Source organism: Candidatus Manganitrophus morganii, assembly GCA_021651055.1.
GTDB classification, from domain to species: Bacteria; Nitrospirota; Nitrospiria; order SBBL01; family Manganitrophaceae; genus Manganitrophus; species Manganitrophus morganii.
Genome location: JAJHOH010000001.1, coordinates 4,251,559 through 4,266,160 on the forward strand (window position 1 = coordinate 4,251,559; position 14,602 = coordinate 4,266,160).

The window sequence follows — 14,602 nt, forward strand, 5'->3', positions numbered from 1 at the left end:
TGCGGAAAAAAGGAAAAGGAAGGGCGATTTGGCGGTCAGGCGAGCTTTCCGAGATCTTCGATGATTTCGGTGACTTTCTTATAACGTTTCGATTTTTCCTTCTCGATCGTTTTCATAATCAACCGGTCGAGCGCTTCCGAAAGTTTAGGATTCAAGGTGCGCGGATGGGCAGGGAGGGTGTGAAGATGGTGGTAATAAACGTCTCCCTGAACAAACGGAGGGCGACCCGCCACCATCCGGTAGAAGGTACAACCGAGGGAATAAATATCCGACTGATGATCGACTTTCTCCCCGAGAATTTGTTCGGGCGCCATATAAAGCGGGGTTCCTTTGACTGAAGTTTTATCCGCCGCCGTTTCACTGACGACCTTTGCGAGACCGAAGTCCATGATCTTGACCCGAAGATCATGCGCCAGCATGACATTGGCCGGCTTCAAATCGCGGTGGACGACATTTTTACTGTGCGCGTAGGAAACACCGACACAGATTTCTTTCATGATTTCGACCAATTTCGGTATCGACGTTTCGTTCTTCTCCAGGTACTCCTTGAGTGTGATCCCATTGACATATTCCATAGAGATAAAAATTTCATCTCCATTTTTACCGGTGTCGAAAATCGTCACCACATTGGGATGATTGAGGGCCGCGGCAATCTGTGCCTCTTGCAGAAAGCTCTGGAGCATCGCTTCGTTCTCACGAATGGCCGCCGGCAGGACTTTATAAGCGACGAGCCGTTTTAAGAGGGTATCTTCCGCCTGATACACCACCCCCATCCCGCCTTGCCCGATCTTTTTGACGATCTTATACCGCGAGGTGGTCGGCTGAACCGGCGCGGCGACCGGACGCGCGGTGGCTTCCTCGATCCGGGTCGCGTCGAGGACTTTCTTCACCTCGGTAAGCGCTCTTTTGAGAAGCGTGCTGCGGCTCTTGGCATCCCGATAGCTGTAGTCTTCCGCCAGGATCCTCTCATACAGATTTTGCGCCTCTTCGAACTCCTTCTGCTTCTCATGGAGCAAGGCCAATTGATAATAAAACTCCAGATTCTCCTGGCCGATCGTCTCCTGTGAGATAATTTTTTGGTATCTCTCCCGCGCGGCATCGATCATTCCTCTTTCCACGAGAAGCTGTCCGAGTAAAAGCGACGCCTGATGATATTCGGACGATTGAGAATCGATTTTCTGGAGATAGGAGATTGACTGATCGAATTTCCCCTGCTGTTTATACAGAAGGGCCGCGTCGTAATAATTCCCACCGGACTCTTGCATTTGGGCCGCTTTATCGAACTGCTGGAGGCGCGTATACAGATCGGCGGCCTCTCTGAATCGGCCCCCTTTTTCCAACGCCTGAGCGGCCGACGCCATGTCTCCTACCGAGAGGTACAGGTCGCCGGCGCGATGATAGTCTCCATTCTTCATCAACATTTCGCCCGCTTTTGTTTTATCGCCGATCCGTTCGTACAACTCGGCCGCTTCGACCCAGCTCTCTCCCCGCTCGAAGGCTTCCGCCGCGGGAAGGAATTTCCCCTCCTCCTGGAACTTCTTTCCGACGACGCGATTCCCCCGGCGCGTATCTCCGATTTGCTCGTAAAGGGAGGCGGCGCGATCAAACGCCTTTGCGGTCAGAAACAATTCCGCCGCCTTCTCCGTTTCTCCTCCTTGCACGGCTGCTTCCGCCGCCTCTAAGGCAAAGCCTCCAGCGGTGAGGATCTCGACCGCTTTTGGAAATTGTTTCAGCTTCATGTATATTTGCCCGCTCTGGAAGGCGGCCTGAGCGATTTGATTTGTTTTCTCGGAAGCGGGACCCGAACGGGCCCGTTTCTCCCTCAAAAAATACTTTTCGTACATCTCGGCCGCTTTGGGGGGATCGTTGGCTTGATCGTAGAGAGTCGCCGCCTTGAGCAGGTTTCCGAACTTTTCGTATTGCTTCGCCGCTTCCTTGAACCGCTTTGCCTTTTCGTATGCCTCGGCCGCCAACGATATTTTTTTGCAGGTCAAGTAACACTCCGCCGCCCGGACGTATTCTCCTCCCTTTTGGTACATCACGGCCGCCTTTTCGGTATCCCCGGAAAGCTTATAGAATTGGGCCGATTCCTGCCACTGCTTTTTTAATTCGAAAATTCGACCGACCTGCTGATAGGCTTTTCCTTCTTTGTATAAACGGATCGCTTCTTCATACTCGCCGGCTTGCTCGAAAAGTTCGGCCGCTCGGTATGGATCTCGCGATTTGGCGGCTTCTTTGGCCTCTTTCAACGGGTTGTATGTATTTGTCGAAGGACGCATGGAAAAATAACGCCGGGCAAGAGGTATCCCGATGGCGATCAGGAAAAAAAGAGAGGCATAACCGACGAGTGTCGGCTTTGAAACGTCTGAAATCCATTGTTGAAGGAAAAGAACCGGATCGTCAGAAAAGCGGGAAAGATCGATGCGCCAGGAAGCCTGGTTCATTTCTTACAAACGACCCTCAGGCGGGTGTCCCCCACTGTAATGACATCTTCTGCGGAGAGGGGTTTTCTGTCGACCTTTTGATCGTTTACAAAGATGCCGTTGGTGCTCTTGAGATCGACGAGGATAAAACCCTTTTCGGACCATTCCAGATCAGCATGATGACGGGAGACTTTCGGGTCGTTCACGACGACGTCGGTTTTTCCCCTGCCGATCGAAAGGAGTTTGGGAGAAAGCTCAAAGAAGCGGCCGACCTCTTTTCCGGAAATCACTTCGAGAGCCCAGGCTCCGAGATTTTCCTGCGGGGCGGACCGAATCGGCTCGGAGATCGACGGAGCGGAGATTTCCGAATCGGTCTGTCCTTCTTTTCCGGAGAAGTGAAAAGTCGCCGATCCGATCCGGATCTCATCTTGATCCGAGAGTTTTTTTCGGAGGACCTTCTCCTTGTTTACGAAGGTCCCGTTTCGGCTCCCCCGATCCTCGATATAAAATCCATCCTGGTCCTCTTTGATGATCGCGTGCTCTCTTGAAACCATCGGGTCTTTAATCGCCCAATCACTCCTGAGATCACGGCCCAACGTGAAGATCCCTTTATCGAGGATCTTTTCGACCGGCGCTCCCGGTTTTTCTTCTTTCAGAATCAGGCGGGGTCGGGAGGCAAGATGGCGCTCCACCCCCTCCCCTAACGCTTCAAGGGCATCGTCGACATCGGCCGCCGGCGAGACGTCCAGATCATAAAAGAGTTGGATCTCCATCGGCTCGGCGCCATCCGACGAGTAGGTATAGATTAAGAGTTGCTCCTGAAGGCTCCCTTCTTTCGTCACTTCGCCCGCGGTTTGGAAATAGGTCTCCGAGAGTTTTCCTCCCCTGAAGTAGAAGAGGTTCATCTCCTCCCCCTTCTTCAGCAGGAGAACGGCCTCCTTCTTCTTTCTTTGCACTTGATTTAAAAGCGCTTCGATATTGAGGATGTCGGTCGTCGCCACGATATTCGGTTTTTTCTGAGCCAAGACAAGAAGCGCTTTGAAAAAGATCGGATTGGTGACGTAGAGATGGATGGCCCCTTGGGCCTGGGACATCTCGGTAAAATAATCCGTAAAGGGAAGGGGCGAGAAAGAATTTTCCTTCAGTTCGACCGCGGCGTAAAGATCATCCTGTAAAATGAATAGAAGAAGAGAGCGGTCTTTCTCCTCCAGCAATAAAACGGCGGTGACCAGATCTCCTTTTGATTTCAGATCGTTGAAGATCGTTTCGATATGGCCCGCAGCGTAAAGATTCTTTGAAAACAGTACCTTCTGGTTCGCAATGAGATCCTTCAGCATGATACTCTCGATCAGGATGATTTGAAAATTAAGTTTAGTTTAGAACCTGATTTCTGTCAAACAACGGAAATGTGAATTGATGATTTTTTCAAGGAGTTATCGTTTTTTGAATGCGGGATGTCGCTCCCTAGGGAAGGGTTTGGAGAGGGAATGGGTTATCGGAATACAAAATAGAAATAACGAGGGGTGAACCTCGTCGAGAAAGAGATTCACCCCTTACACGCGGCCATTCCCCGAGAACAGATCGGTCGGAGCGCGAAACTTCCGAAGAAGCCGCTCGATTCGCTTCATGAATCGGCCGGTCGGTCGGCCTGTCTTTAGGCTTCGGTTCTGGTTTTCTCGATCTTTTCGAAAAGCTCTTGCCGCTCCTTGCAAGTAACACAATATTTTGCGAACGGCATGGCCTTCAGCCGGCCGGCGCTGATTTCCGCGCCGCACTCCTCGCATATACCGTATCGGTTTTCCGGCAGCTTGATCAGCGCGTCCTCTATTTCTTTCAAGAGACGATTGTTCATTTCGAGAAGGGTCAGATCGACATCGGTTTCATGATTCTTGAGCGATTGATCGCCCGTATCCAGAATGCCGGACGGGGTGTCTTCCTGGGCCACCATTAAATTCTCGATCTGCTGGACCACCTCTCTTTTCTTGTTCAAAAGTATCTCTTGGAGTGCTTTTCTTCTCTTATCGACTTGCTCCATCGGTCGAACCTCCATCAAACCCATCGTCTCGCGTTCGTGCTCAATTTAGACCGTATTTGAATTTTCCGTGTCGTTCGGAACGATCTCTTCGACCTTCACAGAAGGAACCGGTATTTTCTGACCGTATGCGGCCGTCAGGTAACGGGTCGCCTTTTCCATAATGGTTCTCTCGCTGCTATGGGTCAACATTCCCATCGCTTCCTGCAGAGCCACCCATCGGGCTTCATCCACCTCGGAGTCATGATCCTTTTCATCCCCTCTTAAATATTCCAAAAGATAAAAATGGACCGTCTTGAAAATCTTTGTCTCTTCCTCTTTGGAATAAAACCAATATTGTATTTGCCCGATTTTTTCCAAAACGCGTCCGAACACGCCGGTCTCTTCACGCACTTCTCTGATCGCCGTTTCCTGGAGGCTTTCTCCCTTCTCCACGGAACCTTTCGGAAGGCACCAAATCAGTTTTCCCTTTTGGTTGTAATGTGAGATCAGCACGACCTGGATACCGTCTTCTTTCGCTTTATAAATGACGCCGCCAGATGATGTATGCCGTCTTGTTTTCATGACCCCTTCATTCAACAGCCGATCAGACCGATTGAATGTCCCCCTACGGAAATCTTAAAAAATTTTAGCACTAATAAAATCAAAATGACAAGACCTTTTGACTGAAGATGTGTAAAAACTTTTAAATGCTCAAACAGGGGCGCTGTTTTTTCATCCCCTGGAGGCGGGGTCGAGCGTAAATCAACAGAGGGAGCGCGCTGCTACTCTTTCCTATCGCCGAGTGTGACGGGAAGCTTTTCTTTTGCCTCGGGTCGGTGGATCTCTTTCAGAACGGCGGAAGCCCGTTCTCTTCCGAGGGTAAAGAGATTGAATTTGAATCCGGACACCGGCCGCATTTGAGCCATGGCGACGAAAAAATCCTTCGCCCCGAACGGTTTGACTTCCCGGACTTCTCTGATCATCGGCAGGTACTTCATTGAGACGATGAACCGTAGCAGCGCGGAGAGTAAGAAGAGAAGCTGCAGATTCGAAGCCAGCGACAGGTGAAGAAAGCCGGCATCGATCTGCTTCGGAAGCCAGCGGCTTAAATTTCCTCCGAGCAGCGCTCCCAGAAAAATCCCGACGGCGTTCGCCGAGTTGTAGATGGCGCTGCACTGGGCCCGTTTTGCCGGTGAGACGGCATCGAAGACGAAGTTCCCCATGGAGAGAGAGAATCCGGCCCAGGTGATTCCGCCGAAAATCTGGATTGCCAGGATGAGATAAAAATTCGTCGTCGATAGCCAAAAGAGGGGGAGAACCGGAAGCAAAACGCCGGTGATCGTCAAGACCTTTTTGTTCCCGAATTGGTCGCCGAATCGTCCCCATAGATGCAGTGTCAAGAACTGGGCCAGAACCGTCGCCGCGGAAGCGCACATGAATTGAAGGTAGCTGAAATTCAGGTCGCGCAGGAGATAAGGGGAGATAAACGGACCGGAAACGTGTACGGAAAAATGGATCAAGGCGGTAAAGAGAACAAATCGTCCGAAATTCGTTTTTCGTCCGTCCCGAAGAAATTGCCAGACGGAGAAATGGTCTTCCGCGCGCGGCGTATACAGCGGCTCGCTCATACGGGAGAGATAATAGGCGGAGATCAGCCGGGCTGTAAATGCAATCAGGAAGAGGAGACCGAAACCGAAGCCGACCCGTCCCAGGCTTTCCGCCCGGTGAAGAAGGAGTCCCGCAAAGCAGAGGGAGGCGAAAGCGGCGATGCTCATGACCCCGTTCCTTCTCCCGAAATATCGGCCGCGCCGGTTCGAATGGACCAGATCCCCCATCAAGCTGTGCCAGGCCGGATTCGCAAAACTGCCGAGCACCGAGTAGAGGATGACCGAAGCGATCAACCAGGAGACGGCGCGTCTTTCGGAAAAAAACGGCGTCGAGAGGATAAAGAGCCATGCCAAGGCTTGCCCGATCACACCATAGAGGATGATCTTCTTGCGGCTTTTTAGATAATTGAGGAGTCGTACGGAGAGAAATTGGAAAAACGCGCCGACCAGTTGAGGAAGGGCCGCGAGAAGCGCGATTTGAGGATTGCTCGCCTTGAGAAAGATCGCAAAAGCGCCGAGATAGCTCTCTCCGACGCCCGACATGACCGAAAAGAAGAGACCATCTCGAACGGCAAACTGAAGGCTCTTTTGGATCTGCGGTTCCGGTGAAGGTTCGTTCTCTGGAGCAACTGCCTTTTCCAAGGATCTTTCCGATTCAGACGATGCGTTGATCTATTTATACCATACGAATTGGAACCACGAAGAGAAAAACGAGGATAGGGGATGATTTTCTTTTTTTTAGGTGGGTTCCCGGAAAGGGTCCGAATCTCCTACGGCGCGCAGCCGGGAGAGTCTTGCTTTATTCTCGGCCAGCTTGGGAAGACCATACTTCTCATCGATGGCGACGACCTGCTCCAAGCAGCGGATCGCCCCCGCCAGATCTCCTTGCTGTTCGTATAAAAAAGCTTGATGATAAAGGGCCGCCGCGCAGCCCATTTCATTTTTCAGCTCGGTGTAAAGGGCATGGGCCGATTCGCTGAGACGCCGGGCTTCCTCGATCTCTCCCATCGCCCCCTTTGCCTTCGACAGCCGATGGGAAGCATCGGCCAGAAGCGCGGGGCGTTTTAATTTTTTCGCCAACGCCATCCCTTTTTCCGCATATTCCAGGCCGCTCCGGAACTCCGACTTTCTGACCAAGACCATTGAAAAATTCCCGTAAAGAACGGAGAGATGATCCCATTGTTCCTCCCGTTCTAAAAGGAGGACGCCCTGCTTATAAAAGTGAATCGCTTGATCGAAATTCCCTTCGTCGGCGTAAAGGTTGCCGATATTGACGTAGGTGACTCCCAGGCGGGCATATGCTTCAGAGCGTCTTAATATCTCGACCGCTTTTTTATAGAAGTCGATCGCCTGTTCAATCTGCCCGATGGCGCCATAGACATTCCCGATATTGCCGTAAAGATCGGCAAGCAGATCGGGGTCCCCCCGGATTCCTTCCAGCGCTTTTTGATAATATTGCAATGCCGTCGCATAATCCCCGGTTGAAAATGCACGGTTCCCGAGCTGCAGAAAGGAATTTGTGATCATCCGCGATTGAGAAACGCTTCGACCGCCTTCTTCCCCCCGGAGAGGATCGGTTTCCCATCGCCGACCAGGACGATCTCGAATTCATAATCGAGGAGGCGGCGAAGCCCCTCTTTCGCTTTCTTGACGTCGGTATATTTATCAGGGGAAAGGAGCTTTAATGTTCCGTCCGGCGTGCCGACGAGCGCATCCCCCAAAATAAAAATTCCACCGTGTTGATTGAGATAAAGGGCCGATTCCCCCGGCGATTTTCCATTCGGGATGGAGACGGCCTTCAGTCCCGACGGCAAGAGGTCTCCATCCTTGTAGGTCTGGTCGATAGTGACCGATCCCATTTCGGGGGCGTCCGATTCGGGGGCCCAAACTTTGGTGTTCAACAGAAGCCGGCACTCCTTCGCTTCCCGGATATGATCGCGATTCGTCAAGATCACCGCTTTGGCGCCGTCGATCGAAAGATCCTGCTTGTCGTCGATGGTCATCTGCGGCGGGTCGATGACGACGCGCTCTTTCCCCTGCCCGATCAGGTATCCGTTGAAGTTCATCCCCTTCTCTTCGGAATACCACGACCACATTTCAATGCCTGAAAAAAGTGTTTCCATCCAATTGTCTCCTCATGGTACGCGGGGCAAGGCGCGCAGGGTGAGAGGATATGAACCCCGCAGCTCTTCCTGGCGCCGTCCCCCTATAAAAAACATCTTTTCGCGCGCCATTATATCACGGAAGAAAACGAAATTGAACTGAATTGGACAGGTCATGAAAATCAAATTTACAGTGTTCGGCTGGTGTTCAAAAGTACGACGGGACCGATCGATTCGATCGGTCCCGCGTGGAAAGGAACCGGGAACATAATTATTGGGAGAGGAATGAAGTTTTCCTATTTGATGCTTACGCGTGACGCTTGCGGTCCTTCATCCCCCTCCTCCGCATCGAACTCGACACGGGTCCCCGTCTCCAAGTCGTTAAACGGCATCCCGGACACGGAATTTCGATGGAAATAGATATCTTCTTGTCCCTCGGCTTGGATGAATCCATAATTCCGGTCCTTGAACAACCGGACAATCACCCCCTGAAGATGGCTGCGCGCCGCGCCTTTTTGTCCGACCTGTTCCCGCTTTTCCTTGTAGCGATGCAGCTCTTGCTCAACCGCGCTGAAGACTTCATTGATCACATCGCCGATCGTCTCGGCGGTTTTGTTGGCGGTGAGCGTTTTTCCAGGAACGGACAGAACAACCGTCGCCTCATCGGCTCCATTGAGATGGTGTTGGCTTTTCCGGAGGGTGACCCGGGCATGCGTAATTTTCTGCCGTCCGGTTTTAAGGCGGTTAATATGGTCTTGAATGATATCGTTCCAGTAGGGTGACGGTTTTGAATTCTGCCATTCGATTTTGATATCCATAAGTGAGCTCCCATTCTATCGTTTAACTTCATTCTATTCGATTTTAATAGGAAGCTCAATCTGTCTGAATCAATGCGGACGGATTAATTGAAGGGGTGATCTTACAAACTCCTAGGATTGCTCAGCTTTTCCGTCGGCCCGGTTTGTTTATTGAGTCAATCTCATGCAGGTTCCGATCGGAGGAGACGAGCAAATCGAATGGGGATGAAGATTCGTCCTCCTATTTTGCCCCTGCATTGAGGCGTTCTTTGATGCAGGTTTCACATGGACAAATTTCTTTTAGGAAATCAAAGGCATAAATTCCGGTGTCATGGCCGTCGCTCCAATGAATCGAAATGGCGTAGTGTCCTACCGCCTCAATCTGAGTCGGAGCAATATTTTCCGGAATGCTTCCGGGTGGAATCAATTTCTCACCGCTCCATTCATGAATGCAGGATGCGCAACGGCAACTCTCCCGAAGGTAAGCGTAAGGGTAGACCGCCTGATGCTGATCGCTCCAGGTGACTCGAATACCCTCCCCCTTTACGTTTTCAATTTTGATCGGCACGGCATTTCTGGATATCATGATGGCTCCTTTGCTGAGGAAATGATTGTTTCGGCCGTCCGGCCGGATTGACCTCTTCTCCTTCGACATGATACGCTGTAAATAAGTTGATTACGATCGTTTCATCTGTGTTTTAGGAGAATCGGTGATGGGACTCCTTTCGATGGAAGAAGTTCGCCGGAAGATCCACGACCTCAAAGGTTGGGAACTCTACGACAACATGCTTCAGAAAAAATATTCCTTCAGAACGTTCAAAACGGCCATGCAATTTGTAAATCGGGTGGCGGAGCTGGCCGACTCCGTCGATCATCATCCCGACATGATGATCAACTATAACCGGGTCCTCCTCAAGTTGATGACGCACAGTCAAGGAGGAATCACGGATAGAGATTTTAACCTAGCCCAGATGATCGATCAAGTCGAAAAGCCGCCGACGATCTAGTTTTCCGGGCGGAATGACTTCGCGGTCTCTTTGGCCGGTCCGTATTTGTCTGTAAACCGATTTCTTCCAGTCATACAAAAATGGGATAACCCTCCCTCCCCGATTCTTCCATAATTTTGGTATACTTCTTTTTAAATCTCTCAACGACAGCTTCGTAAAACGGATCCTGGCGCATGCTTCTTCTCGCAATCGATCTTTACGGAATCGAGCCTTTCCATAAACCGACCCGAATCTCCCTCAAACCGGGCCTGAATCTGGTGTTCGGAGCCAACGGCGCCGGCAAGACAACCGTCCGCCGGGTTCTCTCTTCCCTGCTTTTGGGAAATGAACTCAAGGAAATTCGGTTCGTCGAGAATCAGCCGGCGCAAGCCGCCGTCATTTTACAAGGAAGAGACAAAGGAACCTATCGGATCACCGCCGATTACCAAAAGGGGCTCTACAATCTCTCCAAGCTCGATGCGTCGGGACAAAAAACACTCCTTGAAAAAGACCGGAAAAAGATTACCGCCTGGATCTGCGAGCAGGCAGGGGGAATACAGGAAGGAGATCTCTCCTCTCTTTTCCTGATCGACCGGCTCCAGTTCCCCTCCGCCGCTTCCCATGGAAATGGATCAGGCGTACATCGGCCGAACATGGTTTCCGGCGCGCCGGGCTCGGCTCCAAAAAGATTTGGCTTTCCTGTTACCCAATCGGCGGAAAATGAACAGGCGATTCTCACCCCCGAGCTGCGCGCTGAAAAACAAACTCAGATTAAAGAGATCCAGCAGAAGCTGGATGAGATGGCCAAGGTCGAAGAAACGCTGCTGAATGCCCGAGATCGAATCTCCGTGTCGAAGCGGAGATTAAATCAATTGCGCGAGCTCGATAGTGAAGCCACTCAACTTCAGGATGCCGAAACAAAAAAGTACGCCGCTTTTGCCGGGATCGAAACCGTTCGACCCGATCTGATCAAACAATATGAAACAGCCGCACAGAATAAGCAAACGGAATTAACCCAGCTTGAAGAACAGAAGGAGGAGATTCAAGCCAACCTGGCGAACATGGGTGAAACCGACCTCTTTCAAGATCAAAAACTGCGTATCGGCATCGTGGTGACGGTTTGCTCCTTTTTGCTCCCCCTCTTTGTGACCCTCCAGGGTCCTTTCCGTTATCTCTTTCCGATCGGTGTCCTTGCGGGAATCGGCCTTTCTCTCTTCGCTTATCTTCAATCGACCGGACGCGCTGCAGCGAAGAAGGCCCTCGAGAAAAAAATGACCGGCTTCAATGAAAAAGCCAACTCGCTGCAGCGGAAATTCGACAAAGAGCACAAGGAAACCGCCGAGCTTCTCGCAAAAACCGGCTGTAAAGAGATTCAGGAGTTCAAAGATCGCCAACGCGCGTACCAGCAGCATCTTCAAAAGAAACGAGAGGTCATGGAGAAAAAAGAGGCTCTCTTAAAGGGTGAAACGGTCGAGGAGATCACCCTGACGATTCAAGAGGCCGAGAAAGAGACAAAGATCCTGGAGGAAAAATTTCAGGGCTATAGCGGTTTAACCGAAGAGCTCTACCGCCTAGAAGAGTCCCTTCGCCACTCGGAGCCTGCCAAAGAGCCTCAAGCGATCGAGATGCCTGATTTGGGTCCGGTGCCGGCCGCCGTGAACACGAACGCCCCTTTTTCGTTTATTCCGACCGCGCTCTCCATCGGAAAACAAAAAAATCCTCCCTTCGCTTTGCAGCAGGTCGAACAACAAACGAACATCCTGTACGCCCTCTTTAAGCAAACCCAAAACGGAAAACTCCATCTAAAAGAGGACGGCGAGATCGAGGTGAGCGGTGTCGGGATCGATCAGGTCAGTTCCGGAACGGCCGATCAGATCTTTCTCTCTTTTCTCCTGGCCGCGCTTGATCAGTTTTCGAATGTGACCTTCCCCCTTGTTTTGGATGAACCTTTCAGCATTTTGGCCCCCGCGTCGCAAGAAACGGCCCTTGAGTTGCTTCGCGGAGCGTCCAAGCGCCGGCAAATTATTCTCTTCACCGTTTATCCCTTCTCTCCCAAGGCCGCCGATCAAGCGGTGACATTGAGCGCGTCCCAGTCCAACTGACGGCCGGCGTCTTCTTATCTGTTTTCCTCGATCTGCAGCTATGGTATATTCTCCTGCTCACTACATCAGGAGGAGAAATCCGATGGCGTTTTATCATCAAAAATATCGAAGGGAAGCGCTGAAGCTAAAGCCGGAGATCAAGGCTGCGGTGGTTTATGACTTTCTGGAAAAGGTCCAGGTCTATTCTGAAAAGATGATTGATGAAAAGTGGAAGGGGCTGAAAAAGAAAAAAGGGAGAGATCTGGAGGCGATACAGAAATTGGCTCACTGGATTCAATACCATCGTTTTAACCAAATTGCCCTCGAAGAAATCAAAGAGGGAACACTCGATTCTTGGTTTAAACGCTCACGAAAATAGCCGTGGCTGTTCATCAGGCTGTTTTAATTTCGACAAGATTTTTTGATGAGCGGAAGAAAAGGGATAGTTCGATAATTCTTCCACCCCGACCCATTTTTGCGCGTCGGTGTTTTTGCCTTTTCGATCCTCGATCCGTCCGGAAAAAACATGGAGGGTCATTTTAAAATGGGTGAAGGTATGTTTTATTTTTCCCCAGGGAGCCCATTGATCGACCGTCCATGGAATTTCTTTCTGAAGCGTTCCTTTTATCTTTTTCTCGAATCCCCCTGCCCTTCCATCTAACTCGACCCGTCCTCCGGGAAATTCCCACAACCCTCCAAGGAGGCCTTTCGCAGGGCGCCGGCGAATCAACACCTTCTCTTTCCGAAACACAACCCCGGCCACATAGTCCCTTTCGGGTATGATTTTTCCCGCCCCCTTGATCGGCAGTTTTTCCTGCACCCCCTTTTCCCGGGCCTTGCATTGATTGCGCACAGGACACAAGGGGCAGCGAGGCTCCGCCGGCGTGCAGAGGGTCGCCCCCAAATCCATGACGGCCTGCGTGTAGTCGTCGGCTCCTTTGCGGGGGAGAAGTTTTTCGGAATAGTCCCAGAGTTGTTCCTCGATCTCCTTTTTCTTGGGATCTTCTTCAATACAGAAATAGCGGCAGAGAACACGCTTCACATTGCCGTCCAGGATCGGATATCTTTGGCCCAGGGAGATGGTCGCAATCGCCCCCGCCGTCGATCGGCCGATTCCCGGTAGGGAGAGAATCTCCTCGAACCGGGAGGGAAATTTTCCGCCGAAGCGGATCATGATCTCGTTTGCCGCCCGATGCAGATGTCTTGCCCGCGCGTAATATCCGAGCCCCTCCCACGCTTTTAAAACTTTGTCCGGGGAGGCCGAGGCAAGATCGCGGATCGCGGGAAAACTCGAAAGAAATCGCTCGTAATAGGGAAGGACCGTTGCGACCTGGGTCTGCTGCAGCATGATCTCGGAAACCCAGATCGCATAGGGATCGGTCGTTCGCCGCCAGGGGAGATCGCGTCCATGGACACGATACCACGTCAAAAGATTCCGCGTGAAAAAACCAATTTCGTCTTGATCAATGACTTTAGACATCAATCGTTTGAAGTCAATAAAGGTGGGTTATCACTGGGGACAGAAGGATAAAACCGTTCTCTTTACTTTTGGAGAACCTCTTTGATTTTCTCAACGACTTTATTGGGAGTGGTGGTCGCTTTTACCAGAAAGTCGCTTGCCCCGGCTTGAAGCGCCTTGCTGATCTCTTCGCTCGCACCCTTGGCGGAAAAAACAATCACCGGGATATTTTGAAGATTGGGATTGGCTTTGACCGTCTGAAGCACTTTAAATCCGTCCATAATCGGCATCATCAGATCAAGAAGGATCAGGTCGGGTTTATCGGTCGTGAGGGCCTTCAACGCCTCCACCCCGTTATTTGCGACGGAGGTGATGTATCCGGCCGAGAGGAGTTTGTTCTGGTATGCCTTCTGATAGAACTCGGTGTCGTCCACAATCAGAACTTTCTCCTTCATCCGGAAAATCCTCCCATCGTGTGTGAAACCCGCTGTTGGATCTCATGCTTCAGCTCTTGAATTTCCCTCTCGAGCCGTTCCAACCTTTCCGCAATCGGGTCGGGCAGATTGGTATGGTCGAGCACCCCCTCTTCCCGCCGGCGTTGGATGATCTTTCCGGGAATGCCGACGACCGTCGCATGGTCCGGAACCGACTTCAGCACAACCGAATTCGCGCCGACCCGGACGTGATTCCCGAGGACGATCGCCCCCAAAACTTTCGCTCCGGCGCCGACAATGACATTGTTTCCCAGCGTCGGGTGGCGCTTCCCCGGCTCCTGGCCGGTCCCCCCGAGGGTCACCCCTTGATAAAGGGTGACATTGTCGCCGATTTCCGCCGTCTCACCGATGACGACCCCCATCCCATGGTCGATGAAAAAAGCGCGTCCGATGGTGGCGCCCGGGTGGATTTCGATACCGGTGATGAATCGAGAAAAGTGAGAGACCAGCCGGGGAATCACCGGCACGTTTTTCCGCCAGAGAAAATGGGCGATTCGATGAAGGAGTGTCGCATGAAAGCCGGAATACGTCAATAAGATTTCGGCGATGTTCCGGGCGGCAGGATCCCTCTCGAAAATAGTTTGAATATCTTCTTTAATTTCTTTCAACATTCTTTAAACCCGTTTCCTTTAGTTTCAA

Annotated in this window: 15 protein-coding genes; 3 read left to right on the forward strand and 12 right to left on the reverse strand. The window is 51.4% G+C overall.

All coding sequences use genetic code 11. The features are described from left to right. Positions 1–35 precede the first annotated feature (35 nt). The 9 genes from MCM46_19580 to MCM46_19620 form a co-directional block, all read right to left on the reverse strand. Positions 36–2,444 (reverse strand): protein kinase, encoded by a 2,409-nt coding sequence (locus MCM46_19580; protein MCG3114012.1) that lies wholly within the window; start codon positions 2,442–2,444, stop codon positions 36–38. After that, entirely contained in the window at positions 2,441–3,760 is a 1,320-nt protein-coding gene (locus MCM46_19585) for an FHA domain-containing protein (GenBank protein MCG3114013.1), read from the reverse strand. Before MCM46_19585 ends, MCM46_19580 begins: the two co-directional genes overlap by 4 nt. Before the next feature lie 317 nt (positions 3,761–4,077). Continuing rightward, positions 4,078–4,458, reverse strand: coding sequence for a TraR/DksA C4-type zinc finger protein (locus MCM46_19590; protein MCG3114014.1), 381 nt, complete (start codon positions 4,456–4,458; stop codon positions 4,078–4,080). A 45-nt stretch (positions 4,459–4,503) separates the two neighbouring features. Next, positions 4,504–5,019: an NUDIX hydrolase gene (locus MCM46_19595; GenBank protein ID MCG3114015.1), complete on the reverse strand. Its 516-nt coding sequence runs from the start codon at positions 5,017–5,019 to the stop codon at positions 4,504–4,506. 200 nt (positions 5,020–5,219) lie between these two features. Then, the gene (locus MCM46_19600) at positions 5,220–6,686 is read right to left on the reverse strand and encodes an MFS transporter (protein MCG3114016.1); all 1,467 of its coding nucleotides are present in this window, start codon (positions 6,684–6,686) and stop codon (positions 5,220–5,222) included. Between the two features lie 96 nt (positions 6,687–6,782). Continuing rightward, a complete protein-coding gene (locus MCM46_19605) occupies positions 6,783–7,571 on the reverse strand; it encodes a tetratricopeptide repeat protein (protein ID MCG3114017.1) in 789 nt (262 codons plus the stop codon). Then, positions 7,568–8,167 carry a hypothetical protein gene (locus MCM46_19610; protein MCG3114018.1) on the reverse strand — a complete coding sequence of 200 codons (600 nt, stop codon included), beginning with the start codon at positions 8,165–8,167 and terminating at the stop codon, positions 7,568–7,570. The genes MCM46_19605 and MCM46_19610 overlap by 4 nt, the downstream gene beginning before the upstream one ends. A 275-nt stretch (positions 8,168–8,442) precedes the next feature. Then, the gene (locus tag MCM46_19615) at positions 8,443–8,964 is read right to left on the reverse strand and encodes a cold shock domain-containing protein (protein ID MCG3114019.1); all 522 of its coding nucleotides are present in this window, start codon (positions 8,962–8,964) and stop codon (positions 8,443–8,445) included. A 220-nt stretch (positions 8,965–9,184) separates the two neighbouring features. Then, positions 9,185–9,529 carry a DUF971 domain-containing protein gene (locus MCM46_19620; GenBank protein MCG3114020.1) on the reverse strand — a complete coding sequence of 115 codons (345 nt, stop codon included), beginning with the start codon at positions 9,527–9,529 and terminating at the stop codon, positions 9,185–9,187. A 127-nt stretch (positions 9,530–9,656) separates the two neighbouring features. Between MCM46_19620 and MCM46_19625 the strand changes: the two genes are divergently transcribed. The 3 genes from MCM46_19625 (at position 9,657) to MCM46_19635 (ending at position 12,389) form a co-directional block, all read left to right on the forward strand. Beyond that, positions 9,657–9,950, forward strand: a complete 294-nt coding sequence (locus MCM46_19625) for a 4a-hydroxytetrahydrobiopterin dehydratase (GenBank protein ID MCG3114021.1) — start codon at positions 9,657–9,659, stop codon at positions 9,948–9,950. A 173-nt stretch (positions 9,951–10,123) separates the two neighbouring features. Beyond that, on the forward strand, positions 10,124–12,031 hold the full coding sequence (locus tag MCM46_19630; protein MCG3114022.1) for an AAA family ATPase: 1,908 nt from the start codon (positions 10,124–10,126) through the stop codon (positions 12,029–12,031). An 82-nt stretch (positions 12,032–12,113) separates the two neighbouring features. After that, positions 12,114–12,389: a hypothetical protein gene (locus MCM46_19635; GenBank protein ID MCG3114023.1), complete on the forward strand. Its 276-nt coding sequence runs from the start codon at positions 12,114–12,116 to the stop codon at positions 12,387–12,389. Here the strand turns inward: MCM46_19635 and mutY are convergent. The 3 genes from mutY to cysE form a co-directional block, all read right to left on the reverse strand. Then, positions 12,378–13,490, reverse strand: coding sequence for an A/G-specific adenine glycosylase (mutY, locus tag MCM46_19640; GenBank protein MCG3114024.1), 1,113 nt, complete (start codon positions 13,488–13,490; stop codon positions 12,378–12,380). The genes MCM46_19635 and mutY overlap by 12 nt on opposite strands. A gap of 62 nt (positions 13,491–13,552) precedes the next feature. Further along, on the reverse strand, positions 13,553–13,924 hold the full coding sequence (locus MCM46_19645) for a response regulator (GenBank protein ID MCG3114025.1): 372 nt from the start codon (positions 13,922–13,924) through the stop codon (positions 13,553–13,555). Next, the gene (gene cysE / locus MCM46_19650; GenBank protein ID MCG3114026.1) at positions 13,921–14,574 is read right to left on the reverse strand and encodes a serine O-acetyltransferase; all 654 of its coding nucleotides are present in this window, start codon (positions 14,572–14,574) and stop codon (positions 13,921–13,923) included. The genes MCM46_19645 and cysE overlap by 4 nt, the downstream gene beginning before the upstream one ends. Positions 14,575–14,602 lie beyond the last annotated feature (28 nt).